Source organism: Pedobacter borealis DSM 19626, assembly GCF_000708285.2.
In the GTDB taxonomy this organism is placed as follows: Bacteria; Bacteroidota; Bacteroidia; order Sphingobacteriales; family Sphingobacteriaceae; genus Pedobacter; species Pedobacter borealis.
Genome location: NZ_JAUG01000102.1, coordinates 1 through 16,584 on the forward strand (window position 1 = coordinate 1; position 16,584 = coordinate 16,584).

Sequence of the window (16,584 nt, forward strand, 5' to 3'; positions counted from 1 at the left end):
TAATAATCGAACTCAGGTTATCAATAAACCAGCACAAAATTGCTCCCCTTACTTATCTGGTTTTTCACTATAAAACAAAGTAAAAACAGAGATGGTTTTATAAATTAATTGGTTGATGAAGAGCCCGTGCATAAAAAATACCACTGGCTATGCACTAAAAAAGTCAAAAAGAAAAATTCGTAAAACTTTCAAGAAAACATAATTATTTTATTACCAGTATTTTAACAACAATTCTAAGCTTTGGCCAGATCTTCATTTTGTTTATCACAAAAGTTCCGCTCTTAACCTCCACTGCATAAAACCATTTATCCGTAAAGGTTGTTATTTAGGCCAAAAGACCTCCGCAATACCGCCATCAGGATCTGCAAGGACCTGCGATTGATGTTAATGTTGGAGCCAATAGTCAGATTTTATAATGGATGATAAGATGAAAGGTGTAGGCAAAATGCTTATTGGCAGAAACCTCACAATTGCTTTTGCTGAAAGTGCAACCGCAGGCCGGCTTTCAGCAGATTTTTCAATGATAGAAGATGCGGGTAAATTCCTTAAAGGAGGCATTACCTGTTATGATGCCTGTTTAAAGGAAGATCTTTTACAGGTTGACGCCTCACTAATCAAGACCTATACCCCTGAATCAATGGAGGTTACACAGGCCATAACCCTGGGACTGTCAAAATTGATCGATGCTGACATCTATATCGGCATCACCGGACTTACTGCTCCTGGAGGAAGTGAAACCCAGGAAAAACCGGTAGGCACCATATTCATCTACGCTACCCACCACAACGAACTGGCTTTTTCAGAAAGGCTTAATTTTACCGGCAGTCGCGAGGAAATTGTTACAGCAACCGTATTGGCTTGCGCAACCATGTTAGAAGATTACCTCAGCTCTGTGGATAATTGACAAATAGATATGAAAGCAAAGAAAGTATTTCCAAAAAAGACCTGGCTGTACCGAAATGGGCTCTCCATAACCTTTATCAGCCTATTTGTTTTTACACTCCTGGCGCAGGCAATTACAGGCTGGAAAGAACACAATGGCGAGCTGAGCGATCATGGAGCTCCACCGGTCTCTTTTAATAATTACCTTCATAGCGGGCATTTTATTTCCGCCACTTTCGAAAATTTTGAAAGTGAGTTTCTGCAGATGGTTCTTTATGTGCTGCTAACCGTAAAACTACGTCAGATCGGTTCGGCCGAATCTAAAAAACTAGATGAAGAAGAAGCGGTAGACCGCGAGCCTGTTGCTTCGAAGAGTGCCCCATGGCCCGTACGCCAGGGCGGGCTGATCTTGAAACTGTATTCCAACTCGCTTTCTATTGCTTTCAGCATACTTTTTCTGTTAAGCTGGTACCTCCATTTTTATGGTAGCTGGCGAGATCACAACGCTGAGCAAATATTAAAAGGAAAAGCAACAGATACGATGACCGCCTATCTTGGCCAGGCCAACTTCTGGTTCGAAACCTTTCAGAACTGGCAGAGCGAATTCCTCTCCGTGGCTGCTATTGTGGTATTAACCATTTTCTTAAGGCAGAAAGGCTCTCCGGAATCTAAACCGGTAGATGCGCCGCATATGGAAACCGGAAAATAAAAATATCAGAAATATTAAAATTGACCATGATGGATAGATTGGTACCAAGACTTAAAACAAAAAACATAAAACCATTTGAAATTTCAGCCTGTTCTATAGATATCAAAAACCTATTAAAATTATAATTATGGCAACTACAAAAACAGCAGGCAACAAAGCCTCAAAATCTACATCAAAAACAGGAAAAATAGAAAATTCTGAATTCCATGATTTTTTTATTGATGAATTAAAGGATATTTATTGGGCAGAAAAACACCTTGCTAAAGCGCTTCCAAAAATGCAGAAAGCATCCACTAGCCCTGAGCTTGCAGCAGCTTTTGAAAAGCACACAGCGGAAACTCAACAACATGTGAGCACACTGGAAGAAGTTTTTGGGCTTTTAGGTGAAAAACCAGTAGCTAAAAAGTGTGATGCAATGGCAGGTTTGCTGGAAGAGGCAGATGGAATTATCGCTGATACCGACAAAGGTACGATGATAAGAGATGCAGGACTTATCCTGGCGGCTCAAAAAGTGGAACATTATGAAATTGCAACCTATGGTACCCTTAGGGTGTTTGCCGAAAATATCGGGCACAGCGACATTGCAGAACTTCTTTCTCAGACCCTTGACAATGAAAAGGCAACCGATGTGGCACTTACCGAGATTGCTGTCAATGCGGTTAATGAAGAGGCCGTTGCAGAATAAAAAGAGGAGGTATCATAAGGGCGATTTCGCCTCAGATAACTGTCATGTTGTCCAAAGGACTCCTACGGAGAACCTCCCGATGAAAATCGGGATAAGTCGTCGAAACGCCTTAAGGATTACTATAAAAAGGTCGTTGCGAGGCACGAAGCAATCTTAAAGCGCTCGCTACTAGCGATAGTTGTAAGATTGCTTCGTCGGCTGAAAAAGCCTTCTCGCAAGGACGATAATCTGAGGAGATTTAATTTTTTAAATTCCCCTGTCATTAATATTGATTTTTATAAAATAAATTAACCCTCAGGGTGATATCTTTTTGCGATTTATCCCTTAACTTAACGACATTGCACCCATACCACGAATATTCTATCTTTATCTTGCTCCTTTTACTTACAAAGCCCATTAAAAATGCCAATCAGGTCCAGAAAACAAATATAAAATGGCAATTCCGCTACCATATTTATTCTAATATTAAATCAATCCCCTATGGTCCATCAGGTAAGCCAATGCTTCCTTTACTGCCTGTTTACTATCTTTCGGATTAAATCCTAATTCGTTTCTTGACTTCGCAATATCAAAATCCTGTTGTAATCCTGAAAACATAGCAATATCTTTAATGGTGAGCAGTGGAGGTTTTCTATTTATTTTAGCTGAAAGCTCTATAATACCTGCAATAGCATACAAAATAAACTTTGGCACAGTTCCAGGTACTTTGATTTTCAATTCAGGATAAAGTTTTTGTGCCAATTTAGTTGTATCGGTAATGGTCATACATTTTTCGTTGGCAAGGATATAACGCTCGCCAGACCGGCCTTTCAGCGCAGCAAGGTAACAGCCTTCTGCTACATCTTTAACATCTACCCAGTTGAGGGTAATCCTGGTATCCATAGGAATCTGCTTGTTAAGAATCAGTTTTAGCACATTATAGGAAACATTTAGCGGAAGAAACGCTTCACCTCCTATCATTGCTCCGGGCATAACCGATACCAATTCTATACCGAATTCTCTTGCCAGATCAAAAGCCAGCTTTTCACCGTCATTCTTGGAATTGTAGTACATATCCCTTCGGTCGGAATTGTATCCGTTACTTTCTTTTGTCGGAAGATTGGTATAATCCAGTGCAGCGATGGAACTCACATAGACGATTCTTTTTACACCTGCCTCTGCAGCAGCTTCTATCGTATTCCGGGTGCCCAGCATATTCACATCATAGATTTCTTTCTTGGGGTTTTTAGCCCACAGCTTGAAGGCTGCGCCCACTGCAAAAAAAGTATCAACATCCTGCAGTGCGCGCTTAAAGGAAGCTTTATCCGTTATATCTGCCTGAACGACCTCGCAGTTAAGATCCTTAAAACATTCTTTGCTTTTGATGTTACGGACTGAAGCCCTTACCGGGATCCCTTTTTCGATCAACAGTCTTACAAGATTATTACCTAAATGCCCATTGGCACCGGATACCAGTACCATTTTTTTATTTGTCATAATTATTGATTTTAAATGCTGTGACAAAGTTGAACTTTGCAGATTTAAAACCACTTCACAAATGTTACCTAATGATCTTCTTCCTGATACGGCTCAGACTTTTAGGGTTCATTCCAAGAAAAGACGCAATGTATTGCATAGGAACATTCTGGAGAACTTCAGGATACTGGTTCATCATTTTTAAATAACGCTGTTCCGCATCAAGGGTGGCCAGCTCCCTGGCACGTGTTTCATTATAGGATAAGGATTGTTGAAATACCAAAAAGCTAAAATCCATAAAAGTATGGCTCTGTTGTATAAGCTGATCAAGATCTGCTTTACTAATGCGCAAAAGTTCACATTCGGTAATACATTCCAGATTTTCATCAGACTTTTTCTGGTTGGTAAAATCAGCATAGGAGGTAATGAAACCAGGCGGACAGTTTATATGCGTTGTAACCTCATCGCCTTTATCATTGTAATGGAATAGTCTTGCAAAACCTGAAACCACAAAATATAGATAGCCGGGTACCTTCCCTTCTTCTTCAATTATCCGGTTTTTCGGATATCTCACGGGTTCAAAGTACCGTATACACAGATCTCTATCCCGGTTAGAAAGTTGTAAGCTTTTTGTGATAAGACTTATAAGTTGACCATGCATGGTACAAAGATAAAAAAACAATGCTGATCAATCCCAAATGAAACCTGTTCCGCACTTCTAGGAGAAAAGAAAGTGCCTAAGTCAGAGTTTTAATAACCTGGCTTAATTTTTAAACTCGCGGACTTCTGAATAACCAGCAGATTCATAAATTGGGCATGACGATGCGATCTCTGCCGCTTCATCCAGGTTATTACTCGGAGCATAATTGTTAGGCGCTGGACTGCCCGTAAACGAATACCAAAATAGGCAGATAAAAGAGGCTGTATCATAAATATATTGAATTGTCATCCTGTCCAATGGACTTCTTTGGAGAGCTTGTCGAAGGACCTTTTTTAATATCTTAAAAGGCGTTTCGACAGGCTCCACGTGACAAATTCGAAGTAAATTACAATTTATGATACAGCCTCATCTCTTTTGTTGATTTAATTCCAATCACTACCAATATCCTTACCAACATTGGGGTTTGCGTTCTTTTCAGATAGTGGGATAGGAAATAAAACATTTTTATCCTGAAAAGGTTGGGTACCATCTTCTATCTGCCTTTGCGAATTAATGGTCTGCTTAGCTATGCCCCAGCGGATCAGATCAAAATAACGGGTCTGTTCGCCGGTCAGTTCCAATTGTCTTTCGCGCATCAAAATGGTCATGGCTTGAGATTGGCTGCCCAAACTAATATAAAGCGGTGCATTAACACTCGGCCTGCTTCGCACCTGGTTAATCAGTGCCAATGGCTGTGATCCGGTATTACCCTGTTGTATGTAAGCCTCGGCAAGCATCAGCAATACATCTGCATAACGGATTACCTGCCCATTGATACCGCTTTGCGGGCCACCAAAGCTTGCTACTTTATTATAATACTCATATTTTAAATATTTGTATCCGGCTGAGGCATAAGGAAAGGCTACTGGCCCTGTTGCGCATTGCTGGCAATATTGGGTTTGCCCCCCGCTTGCAGCATCTCCATAAAAAGTATAAGCTGCACGTGGATCGATGTAAGTGGCATTGGTTTGTGGGTTAGTGTAGGTAAAAGCTTTAACAGCCGTAGTGGTAATAAACACATTATTCCAATCGTTAAAGCCATATTCCTGTGCACGGGCAGAGTGGCTTGCTTTCCCACCCCATGTTTCCTGACCGCCAAACAGGGCATACTGGTTACCGATACCCCAATCGGTCCAGGCCTGGTTCATGACCTGAAAAATGGTTTCCTTATTAAGGGCTGTATTATTCTGATTCGGATCATCAAATAGGTTGTTATATACGGGCGCGAGCGCATAGCTATATGGAGCCTGGGTCAGTTTGGTCAATTCAGTAACAGCATCTCCCCATTTTTTTTCGTACAGGTATGACTTACCAAGCAATGCAACCGCAGCCCCCCGGGTAGTACGCCCAAAACTGGCTGGAGCATATGAAATAGGAAGGTCAGGTTGTGCGTCTTTCAAATCCTGTTCAATAAAAGCCCATACATCTGCTACAGAGGCACGTGGCAGATTAATTTCTTCTGCTGTTGGCAAAGGGATATACGCTTTACGCAAAGATACGCGGCCGTACAGATTAACCAGATTAAAATAAGCATAAGCCCTTAAAAATTTAGCTTCGGCAATGTATTGCTTTTGATTGGCCTGTTCGGTTGCATTGGCAGGAGCCCATGCCTGAGCACGGTTAATCACAACGTTTGACCGCATTATCATTCGATATAGTGAAGACCACATGGCTTCTAACTGCGGTTGGTTCGAAGCAAAATTATATTGTGCCAGGGCCAATAGATCCCCCTGGAGTGGTTGGGCATTTTTGGCATCATAGCCCAGCAGATCAAAAATATAATACCATTCGCGAGCCCACAAACCAGAATGCAATAAAGTAGCGTAGCTGGCTATCACGGCTTGATTTATGGCTGCATCACTTGTGAAATAAGTGTCATAGGTATATGCGCTTTTACTCTGTAAATCCAAATCCTTCTTACATCCCCCGGTTGCAATCATTAAAACTACAACAATCAGATATTTTATATATTTTTTCATCATTATATCTTTAATATTTTTCATCATTAAAATCCAACTTGTATGCCCGCCAAAAATGTACGTGGCTGTGGTATCTGCCCATCATCAATGCCCCGGTTAAATATATAATCGCTGGCCCCTCCATTAACACCACCATTGGTTTGGGTGCTTATTTCGGGGTCATATCCAGTATATTTTGTTATGGTAAATAAGTTTTGAGCCGCTACATAAACCCGTAACCGGCTTAATACATTACCTGAGAAAGAATTTAAAGCCGTTTTTGTAAAAGTGTAACCTAAGGTTACGTTACGTACCCGCAGGTATGATCCATTCTCAACAAAAAAATCAGAAGGCCTCAAATTCCCTGTTGCCGTAACATTTTGGCCTGCCCTTGGCAAAGCGGCAATATCACCCGGTTTTCTCCACCTGTTTAAAATGGTGGTAGAAGCATTATGCCCGGTTGAAGCATTTTCGGTGTAAAATTTAAGTGAGTTGGCCAATTGAACGCCCTGAACACCCGAGATGACGATATTGAGGTCGAAGTTTTTATAAGATGCCCCGGCATTAAAACCGTACGTAAACTTCGGAATCGGACTGCCCAGTACCTTCTGATCCTTACTATCCACAACACCATCGTTATTAAGATCTTTAAATACAAAATCTCCTGGCAATAATCCATCCTGGTATAAACTGGCAGGATTTCCGGTTTTTTGTCTGGTAGCGGCATTTAATGCATCAATTTCTGCTTGTGTACTTGCTACATGATCAACAGAATAACCATAGAAAGCACCAATGGGCGAACCTGGTTGTGTTAATGTAATGCCATTTAAATTATTAAAGTATCCTCCAATTATAGGGGTTGACGATTGTGCACCCAGTGATAATGTTTTATTTTGGTTATAACCTCCATTTACACTTACATTGTAGTTAAAGTCACTGGTTTTATCAGCATAGGCCAACTGAAATTCGAAACCTTTATTTTGAGCATCTGCAGCATTAGTAATTAAGGTACTGCTGAACCCGCTTAATCCGCCAATGCCTACGCTGGTCGGTACCGGAATTCCCACTAGCAAACCACTGCTTTTTCGGTTATAGTAATCAAGGGTAAGCGTAAGTTTGTTTTTAAGGAAACCCAGATCAAGCCCGATATCGGTCTGGTCTGTCTGTTCCCATCTCAACAGTGGGTTTGCAATGGAAGTTACCGTCGTTCCGTTTACAAAACTTTTGTTATCCCCCAGTGAATAAATCAGGTTGCCGGTCGGCGAACCGCCAAAAGTAAATACCTGTGTTGTGGTTAAACCAAACTTATTATTGCCTGTACGGCCCCAGCCTATGCGAAATTTTGCATCGCTGATAAACGGAACTGCCGATTTGACAAATTCTTCTTCGCTGATACGCCATGCAAAACCAACTCCCGGAAAGTTACCATAACGGCTTTGAGGTCCAAAGTTTGAAGATCCGTCACGGCGGATACTTCCGGATAAGATATACCGATCGTTAAAGGTATATACCAAGCGGCCATAATAAGAGATAGCCCTGCCAAACTGTGTATAATAACCAGATGTGTTGGCCTGACTGGTGATGGTTGGCGCTACACCTATATCTTTCACATTGTCATTCAACATTCCTGTACCCAATACGCTCAGGTATTTGCTCGATCCTGCATCAATATAACTGGTACCTGCAGTTGCCGATATACTGTGTTTGCCAAAAATACGGTTGTACGACAGGTAGTTTTCAAAAGTATAATTGGAATAACTGTTAAATGCACGCCCTGCCTGCCGACTGAAACCCAGGTTGTTGGATGTAATATAAGGTATCTGGTATGAATCGTTTGTCGAAGTACCATATACACCCGCCAGCTGCGACCTAAAAGTTAAACCTTTAATAATATTTACTTCGCCAAAAACCTGCGGATACAATACCAGATCGTTGCTTGATAAGGTTTGAACGCCTAAACTCTGTAGTGGATTTACGGCGTTACTGTTGTCATCAACATTGGTAAGGATAGAGTAGCCACCCAAAATAGCGGGGTCGTATATTGGCTGATAAGGTGCATAGCTGATCGCGTTTAATATGCTTGCTGCCTGTCCGTTAGTGTTGGTGTAACGGATGTTAAGGCTTTGGCCAAAATGAAAACGCCCTAGTTTCTCATCTAGAGAAAAACGGCTGTTTAATCTTCTTAAACGGTAATCTTTAACAATAGCCTGCTGAGTTAAATAACCTAGTGAGAGATTATAGGTAACCTTTTCGCTGCCACCGCTTATACTTGCATTGTTTTGGGTAGATAAAGCCGTTTTAAATATTTCTTTTTGCCAATCGGTACGGTCAACACCTACAAAAGGAGTATTTAGTTTGGCTGGAGGCGTAAGGTTATTGGTAGCGGCTATATCTTTTATAAGATTGACATAGTCGTTTGCATTAAGCAGGTCAAGTTGTTTGCGCACTGATGAAGTACCAACCTGCGAGTCAAATAGTATCTGCGGGATACCGCTTTTAGCCTTTTTAGTGGTAACAATAACCACACCATTAGCAGCAGCAACACCATAAATGGCGGTAGAGGCTGCATCTTTTAAAATGGTAATATTATCAATGTCCTGTGGATTAATGGTATTAAAAAGATTGGCATCACTCTGTATACCGTCAACAACATACAATGGTTCCACATTGGTAAACGAACCGGTACCGCGTACAATAATCTGGGCATTTGAACCAGGATTACCGTTTGAATTTAATACCTGTACACCCGGGGCTTTACCGATAAGAAGCTGTGCGGCACTGGTATTGGTGTTAGCGCCTGCATCCTTCGCGGCCACAACATTTACAGAACCTATCAGGTCCTTTTTTCTGGCGGTTCCATAACCTATTACCACGACATCATTAAGGGCACTTACATCACTCTGCAGTTTTATGTTCAATACTGTTTTTCCGTTTAATTTAACTTCCTGCTTAGTAAATCCTATAGAAGAAAATACGAGCGTAGCATCCTGTGATACATTAACTGAATAAGAACCATCGGTACCAGTAACCATACCATTCTGCTTTCCTTTTTCCAATACAGTAACTCCGGGAATCGGACTGTTATCTTCGGCTGATGTTACAACTCCTTTAATGGTGACTGTTTGTGCCATAACGCGCAATGCACTCATCGGCACAAGCAACAGCAGCAAGAGCCATAATCTGGCTGGTACTAGCAGCCTTGTTAAATGGGTAATTTTCATGCTCATAATTGTTTTTTTGTATTATAAATGGTTATTTCTAAATATTTCAAGTGTCGGACTGAACCCTGACAGAAATCTACAATTCCGGACATGCTTTGCATTAAAAGTGAAAGACGGTCTATATGGTCAGCGTTTCCAAAATAGCCATAAGCTGGTTTCATAAAGGGCACATTTGATAAAAAATAGGTATATAAATGTTAACCTATTATTGTCTTTGTCTTGCCAGAAAATGGCAAATTGGGTATAAACATGGAGTACTTGCATCAAGTCAACATGAAAAAACTAAGCTTAGAGGCATCTAAACAGACATATAGAAAGAAAAGGCAAAGAAAAGAAGGGGCTGATGCCACTGAAAATGAACAAATTAAAAGCAGGTCTTATTTCATCTAGAATGATACAAATGATAATCAGATCTTTCTGATTGCGAGAAGGCAGAATTATCATCATAGCCATCATTTTTTTATGGCCGTAAACTATCAATCCAGCGATGTGCTGCTCCAAGGATTAAGCGATAATAATATCCGTTATATCATTCAGGTACCTAATGCTAAATGGGGGTTTAAAGCAATCGGCAATATTAACATACAAATATTTAGTTTAATGGTTAAAACCAACCTGATATATCTGTTTCTTATATACGCTGGGTGCCATGCCGGTTAACTTTTTGAAGGTTTTGGAAAAGTAGGAAAGGTTATCAAATCCGGTCTGGGCACAAATCTCTGAATATGACATTCTGCTTGTCGCCATTAGATACTGTGCCCGTTCAACGCGTTTTTCGTTTATATAATTCAAAGGCCTGGTTCCCGTATACTGTTTAAACTGCCTTGAAAAATAATCGGGATTTTGATTTACGCGAGAAGCAAGCTGATATACAGAAAGGTCTGTATGTAAATTGATAAGGATATAATTTAAGGTTTCTGCAATTTTTACCGGTATAAGTTTGTGTTCCGGACTTTTGAAAAGCTGGGGATTTAGGAACCTGGCGGTTAACAGCATCAGGATCCCTTGGGTTTCCAGATAGGCCGAAGTGTTCTGCTGGTTATTAAGCTCCTGATATTCTTTATAATAAATATCTTTCTCATAGATTTTAGGATTATCAGACCGGTTTATTCCTCTTCCAGGGTTAATCTGAAGCAGCCTGCCAAAAAGATTAAGATCTATTTCGGTCGCCTCTGTCTTTAATACATTTCTGTTATTGGCAAAAAGTGAACTTCCATCTGTCGAATCCTCAAAAAACTGGACAAAATACTGGCCCAGAGAATTCTTACAATTTAAATTACATAGGGTGAAACTGGGAACAATGTACAAATAGCCAGGCTCTAGCTTTAGCGAGCTTTCAGCATCTGATATTTCACCTTCTCCCTCATCTATATAGTAAATGCGGTAGTAAGGGCTGATCACGTTCCTATAATTCCATTTGGTATTAAGTCGCACATAGTCAACATTGAGAAGTGAAAAGCTATGCCGTAAGTTTCTTTTGATCATCTAACTACAAATATGCAAACTACGTTAATATCTTTAAAAGCGTGCGAAAAGATTTCAAAAATAATAAAAATCGATCCATGCCATTTTAATGTTGTTTCAGAACGAAGCCCTATTAACCAACAAAAGCGTTAAAATCAAGTATCACCACGTTAACGGTTCGTTTTACCACGGTTAATACAAAAATATGAAAATAAAATCCTAGAATTAAAGCAATTGGCTACTAAGCAAATGATGTATGAACTTATAAGTTTCAGGGAAATAATTTTAGATGCCCTTACTAGAGGAACAGCATATAAATGGCCACATAAGGAACTACAAGACGAAATCTTAAAGGAAAGTAAACGGGTACTCAGCGCCATTCAGCATAATGTTACACAGATAGAGCCAGATAGATCAAGGGCTTATCTCACACAACATCAAAGAGGATTGATTCAATTAATGGATGAGATGGAAGCTATGGTGGACCGGGATGCCCCCAATACAGATCAAAAAAACAAAACTGAAGAAATTAATGGCATAGCAAACCTGATCAACAAGATGGTTTTGGACCTTCAGCAGTATTTACCATATTATTTCGACCATTATAGCCCTGTCTCTATAATTACACAGAGACAACTATTATTAAATATTGCAGAAAATTCCAGCCAAATCCTAAAAAATCTTGAAGAACGGCATACCGATAATGAAACCATCGCGGTGTTTACGCACATCTTTGAACACCTAAATAGCGGAATAAGGCGTTTCACTTTCGAACAGGCCGGATATCTACATGATTTTTTCGAATCACTTAAAATACAGTTAAAGAAATTTGCGTCACCTATACAAATGCCGGAAATTATCCTACTGCTCACCTCCTTAAATTTCAATCATCCATCTTTTTATCATTCCTGCTGCAGTCATTTTAATCATGAACTTCAACAGTGCGAAAACATTAGTGAGCAATATAGATTGATCCATTTCTTTAAAAAGTTAATTGGACAGGTCTTTAAAACCATAAGCATACCATACAATAGAAATTTGCCCGATATTGATGAATCACTGCTGAGGTATATAGAAAGTGAGATCAGCTACCTCAAATCAATTGACACTATAGCCGAAGACCTGAGTACTGGTGGTGTTTTGGACAGCAATTTCAAAGTAAACTTTACCGTAAGGCAGCTCGCAATGTTTATACATCTACAAGTTGAGGCCGGTATCATCACAAGCCAAAGCCCCAAGGCACTTCATCAATATGTTACGAAACATTATAGTACTGTAGAAAAAGATGACATATCAGAAAAAAGCTTTAAAAATGCTTACTATGGAAATGCTGGAAAGGATGTTGAAAAAGTGATCGACAAGATTGTCGCCATGTTGGCCATTGCCCAGGAAAAATACTAGCCAAGAAGATATAACAAATCCTTCCGGTGTAAAAAATCAACAAATTCAAAATACCAGTGCTCTGAATAATCATCCAGCTCATGTAAATCCTTTTGGTTGGTTCCTATAATATCTTGAAGTGTAAAAAAAACCATTAGCTTACTTCTAAGCTTAAAATGCTCTGATAGTGGAAGTTCTGCAATTGGCAGATTGAGGAGAAAGTGATTTGGTTGGGGAAAAGTATCCATAAAAAAGCGCGGGTTAACCCGATATCCGCTTTAGAGGCACCGCAAAATGCCCAGACACAAGATAAACAGGCACCCACGCGTAGCGTAGGCAACCATCTATTTTTTCCTGTGTCTTTTGAAGTTTTGCGGTTTTCTAAAACAGTAAAATAGCTTATTGCTACAATATCAAATATGTAATTAATTTTTATTTCATAGCTCAAATATAACAGATCTGAAGCTTTTATTTCCTGAAAACAAAAAAATAAAAGGGTTGCCAGAGGTTGCTACACCAGCAACTTGACAAAATGTAAAAACGACATTTCTTTACATCAAAATAAAAATCATGGAAAAAGAACAATACATCAGACGACTGTCGTCCTATCAGAAACTTTCATTGGGGTTAAAAGCTTATCTCAAATTTACCCTCCAAGAAACGCGGTTCGAACGATCAGAAAAAAATGACCTTTCTAAGGAAGGACATGGCGGATACTGTTACGTAGCTAAAGGAAGCGCAAGGATTTATTGGTATGATGAAAAAAGCGAACAGGAAATTACCTTGATTTTCTTAAAGACCGGACATATCATTCCTGATACCCGTACCGCAGCAGAGAACCATCACAGAGCGCTTTGCATTGAATTCCTGGAAAATACGGTCTTATACAGCATTCCTGAAAAACACATTGACAACATCCATAAGCTCTTCCGAGAGGCGGTGAAACTTACAACTGCAATCAACGCTGATGCCTGGGCGATCACCATTACCGCACTCACAGATCTGAAACTCCTGGAAGCAAACCAACGACTGGAGAAATTACTTGAAACCTTTCCTGATATTTTCAGCATCACCGCCGTAAAGAACATTGCCTCTTACCTTGGCATCCATCCCACGACACTAAGCGCAATGAGAAAAAACCTGATCAGGTAAAATCTCAAAAAAGATAAAAGAAATAAAACATTTAGCCATATCGAGCCAAAAAACAAATATAGATATGATACCATCCAGAGAAAACACCTCATTTTCCTATCCATATGTGATGCCACTAAAGATGTAAAATTCCAACTTCGGGTAAGCAAATAAAAAATAAAGCAATGAATGCCAACAGACCTAATTACAAGAACGTACACTTTATTTATGCAGCATTCATTTTACTATGGGTCTACACCGCAGGCAGCAAGCTTGCCAGCTTTGAAAACTACAGGCTGGAAATGCTACACCAAGTTTTCAGCCCGATAGTATCAGAGATACTTATTTACATTATACCGATTACCGAACTTCTGACAGCAGGATTATTGCTCTTCCAAAAAACCAATAAAACGGGGATGATCCTTTCGACCCTGCTCATGACCGCTTTCACCATCTACATCGTACTCATCATCTCAGGCTATTTCCCAAAAGTGCCATGCACCTGTGGCGGGGTAATCCGTGCTTTGGGCTGGAAAGCCCACCTGGTATTCAATTTGATCTTTTTAAGCGCAGCAATTCTTGCACTATATAGCACACGAAAGCGGGAGGTAGGTGACAAAGAGTAATAGACAATTCGGAACCGGCCAGCCCAAAAGAAAAGAACCACTAAGTCCAATGGCCAAAAACAAAAGGACAAAAGATAGCATAAAACGGCCAGCTGCCTGGGCCAAACCGTCAGGCAGAAAATTAAACTAAATACCATGTTAAAAAAAATCAATTTAGGCCTTGTAGCCCTCGTATTGGGGTTCGGTCTTATTTTCACAACTAGTGCATTTACTTCAAAAACAAACCACAACTGGGCATTTACACCAGGGGGCAATGACATGTATGATGGCGATGCCTATGTGTTAAACGGCACAGCATCAGGTTTATGTACTACAGAAGAGCCTTATCCATGTGTAATTTCCGTACCGGAAGACGTTACCACCAATGCAGAACTGAGTACTTACCTATCTGGAAAAACCGTACCTGAAATCCAGGCCATTTCTACAGGTAGAACACCAGAACAGTAAGCTGGGTAAAAATTGGGGCCAGGCCCCAATTTTTACCTTATATTCTGATCAATCCCCGAACGCTCAATAATCTCCTCCGGAATTTCAAGCGCAAACCTGGGGTCGTTAGCAGGCAGTGTGTAAGTGATGCCGTTGGCAACCCTTGCCAGGTTTATCTTTGCCCCTTCAACATTCAACCGCTTAATGTCGCTCCATCTCAGGTTCCGGAATGGGAGCTCCTTCCTTCTTTCATCAAGTACCAGGCCGAGCGCCTCAGCGGCTGATCCCGCTGTAAGCGGTTTAAAAGTGCCGGTTTTGTAACGCTTTACCAGCAGTGCATTCAAATCCCTAAGTGCTGCGGGCACATCGCCTGATCTGGCTTCGCATTCTGCCCGGATAAGGTATTGCTCATCGATAACCACGCCCGGAAAAATACCCTGCGATGCGGCATAACCTCCACGCCAGCCATAGGTTCCGTTGCTATTGTTCTTAAAAAACAGCTGTTTCCGCAGATCGTCTGCTGCATACATATTGTACAGCTCCTGAACAATTTTGGCCCGGATATTCGACATTATCGATGGGTTATTGGCAAAACATTCATAAACCACCTCGGTATTAAACCGATCGATCGGGTAGGTTTTCGCGGCAGAAAGTGTATTGTAATCCAATAAGGTGCCTTTTATGGCAATACAGGAATCGGCATAGGCATACGCCTTATCATAAATACCCATAGCCAAAAATACCCGGGCAAGATAACCGAAAGCGGCCTGCCTGGCCGGCCGGCTCGGATGTAACGGGGGCAATGGCAATAACCTCGATGCCGCTGTTAGGTCGGCAACCACGGTGCTATAACCTTCCTCAACTGTAGACCTTTTAGAAGGAATATTAAAATCGGTAGATTCCCTTAAAACGATACCGCGGTCTTTAACTGCGGTAGCTTTATTGTAAGCTACCGACCAAAGCTGCAGCGCGTTATAATAAGCCTTACCACGGTTAAAACAGGCCTGCCCTTTTATATTGTCGAATTGCGCTGCATTTTGGGCCGTCCTGTCTATCTTTTCCATTTTTTCTAAAATCGAATTGGATAAATAGACCAGGGTATACAGGTATAACCAGTCATTACCTAAAGCGGCTGGCGAATATAAATGGTCTTTTTCCCAGGTGTACAACCGCTGGTCGGGCTGTGAGGTAATCCCGTTTAAATCGGTATCCGTTAAATAAAAATCGCCAGCACTTACCTCTCCCGAATAGGGATCTACAATATTATAAAGGTTATTATTGTTTAACAGCGCCTGCAGGTCATCGAGCGTTTCTGGCACGGCCAATTTTTTATCAGATTTTTCTTCCAAAAATTTCTTGCAGCCTGTTAACAGTGCAACAAGGATAATTGGAATTAATATAATGTTTTTAGTTTTCATAACCGGGTATTTAGAGTTCGAATTTTATACCTAAGGAGATTGTTTTTGATGGCGCAACCGCAGTTAGTCCTACTTCATAATCTGGATCAAGTTGCTGTTTGTTTGCCACCCAGATTAGCCCAAGGTTTGAAACAGTGGCATAAAAAACAATGCTCCTGATCTGCTTAAAATTCAATTTTGGGGTATAGCTTAGGTTTACATACTGGATCCGGACCTGATCGCCCGGGGAAATAAGCACTTCGGCATTTTTATAAAAGTTATCCCTTGCCGAAGTATTTGGGTAGACCATCGATGGAACATTGGTAAACTGTTCGTCTCCCGGTACTTTCCACCGATCAGAAAAATCGGCATGCCCCGTACCCGACCCAAAAAGGGTAGTATACTGGATGGAGTTTCTTTTGAAAAAATAATCAAGCTTATAGCTCACCTGGATATTAAGCTCAATATTCCGATAGCGGAAGCTGTTGCCTACCGACCCGAAAATGCGGGGAATTGCCGAGCCGAAATATTTAAGATCAGCAAGCTGCGT

14 protein-coding genes and 1 pseudogene are annotated in these 16,584 nt (G+C 40.7%); 7 read left to right on the top strand and 8 right to left on the bottom strand.

Annotation, left to right across the window (positions count from 1 at the left end):
- Positions 1 to 415: 415 nt before the first annotated feature.
- The 3 genes from AW17_RS20385 to AW17_RS20395 all read left to right on the top strand — a co-directional run bounded on the left by AW17_RS20385 (position 416) and on the right by AW17_RS20395 (position 2,276).
- A complete protein-coding gene (locus AW17_RS20385) occupies positions 416 to 904 on the top strand; it encodes a CinA family protein (protein WP_029279531.1) in 489 nt (162 codons plus the stop codon).
- Positions 905 to 913: 9 nt separating this feature from the next.
- A complete protein-coding gene (locus AW17_RS20390) occupies positions 914 to 1,591 on the top strand; it encodes a DUF6766 family protein (RefSeq protein WP_029279533.1) in 678 nt (225 codons plus the stop codon).
- Positions 1,592 to 1,718: 127 nt separating this feature from the next.
- Positions 1,719 to 2,276, top strand: a complete 558-nt coding sequence (locus AW17_RS20395) for a YciE/YciF ferroxidase family protein (RefSeq protein ID WP_029279535.1) — start codon at positions 1,719 to 1,721, stop codon at positions 2,274 to 2,276.
- Between the two features lie 465 nt (positions 2,277 to 2,741).
- On the opposite strand, the gene AW17_RS20400 is transcribed toward AW17_RS20395, so the two are convergent.
- The 5 genes from AW17_RS20400 to AW17_RS20425 form a co-directional block, all read right to left on the bottom strand.
- Positions 2,742 to 3,752, bottom strand: coding sequence for an NAD-dependent epimerase/dehydratase family protein (locus AW17_RS20400; RefSeq protein WP_029279537.1), 1,011 nt, complete (start codon positions 3,750 to 3,752; stop codon positions 2,742 to 2,744).
- Between the two features lie 64 nt (positions 3,753 to 3,816).
- The gene (locus tag AW17_RS20405; protein WP_245235114.1) at positions 3,817 to 4,305 is read right to left on the bottom strand and encodes a Crp/Fnr family transcriptional regulator; all 489 of its coding nucleotides are present in this window, start codon (positions 4,303 to 4,305) and stop codon (positions 3,817 to 3,819) included.
- A gap of 509 nt (positions 4,306 to 4,814) precedes the next feature.
- Positions 4,815 to 6,410, bottom strand: coding sequence for a RagB/SusD family nutrient uptake outer membrane protein (locus AW17_RS20415; protein ID WP_029279543.1), 1,596 nt, complete (start codon positions 6,408 to 6,410; stop codon positions 4,815 to 4,817).
- 26 nt (positions 6,411 to 6,436) lie between these two features.
- Entirely contained in the window at positions 6,437 to 9,616 is a 3,180-nt protein-coding gene (locus AW17_RS20420; protein WP_029279545.1) for a SusC/RagA family TonB-linked outer membrane protein, read from the bottom strand.
- 591 nt (positions 9,617 to 10,207) lie between these two features.
- Positions 10,208 to 11,095, bottom strand: coding sequence for a helix-turn-helix domain-containing protein (locus tag AW17_RS20425; RefSeq protein ID WP_029279547.1), 888 nt, complete (start codon positions 11,093 to 11,095; stop codon positions 10,208 to 10,210).
- A 228-nt stretch (positions 11,096 to 11,323) separates the two neighbouring features.
- Here AW17_RS20425 and AW17_RS20430 point away from each other — a divergent pair, with 228 nt between their 5' ends.
- Positions 11,324 to 12,475 carry a hypothetical protein gene (locus AW17_RS20430; RefSeq protein ID WP_029279549.1) on the top strand — a complete coding sequence of 384 codons (1,152 nt, stop codon included), beginning with the start codon at positions 11,324 to 11,326 and terminating at the stop codon, positions 12,473 to 12,475.
- Here AW17_RS20430 and AW17_RS24320 read toward each other — a convergent pair.
- On the bottom strand, positions 12,472 to 12,702 hold the full coding sequence (locus AW17_RS24320; protein WP_157280378.1) for a hypothetical protein: 231 nt from the start codon (positions 12,700 to 12,702) through the stop codon (positions 12,472 to 12,474). The genes AW17_RS20430 and AW17_RS24320 overlap by 4 nt on opposite strands.
- A gap of 322 nt (positions 12,703 to 13,024) precedes the next feature.
- Between AW17_RS24320 and AW17_RS20440 the strand changes: the two genes are divergently transcribed.
- The 3 genes from AW17_RS20440 (at position 13,025) to AW17_RS20450 (ending at position 14,658) form a co-directional block, all read left to right on the top strand.
- Complete coding sequence (locus AW17_RS20440; RefSeq protein WP_029279553.1) at positions 13,025 to 13,606, top strand: cyclic nucleotide-binding domain-containing protein; 582 nt, start codon at positions 13,025 to 13,027, stop codon at positions 13,604 to 13,606.
- 164 nt (positions 13,607 to 13,770) lie between these two features.
- Positions 13,771 to 14,211, top strand: coding sequence for a MauE/DoxX family redox-associated membrane protein (locus AW17_RS20445; protein ID WP_051692001.1), 441 nt, complete (start codon positions 13,771 to 13,773; stop codon positions 14,209 to 14,211).
- Positions 14,212 to 14,346: 135 nt separating this feature from the next.
- The gene (locus tag AW17_RS20450) at positions 14,347 to 14,658 is read left to right on the top strand and encodes a hypothetical protein (protein ID WP_029279557.1); all 312 of its coding nucleotides are present in this window, start codon (positions 14,347 to 14,349) and stop codon (positions 14,656 to 14,658) included.
- Positions 14,659 to 14,690: 32 nt separating this feature from the next.
- Here the strand turns inward: AW17_RS20450 and AW17_RS20455 are convergent, their stop codons facing one another.
- Together AW17_RS20455 and AW17_RS24515 are read right to left on the bottom strand one after the other, a co-directional pair.
- On the bottom strand, positions 14,691 to 16,055 hold the full coding sequence (locus AW17_RS20455; RefSeq protein WP_051692002.1) for a RagB/SusD family nutrient uptake outer membrane protein: 1,365 nt from the start codon (positions 16,053 to 16,055) through the stop codon (positions 14,691 to 14,693).
- A gap of 10 nt (positions 16,056 to 16,065) precedes the next feature.
- Positions 16,066 to 16,584: pseudogene (locus AW17_RS24515) on the bottom strand (SusC/RagA family TonB-linked outer membrane protein); the annotation flags it as partial.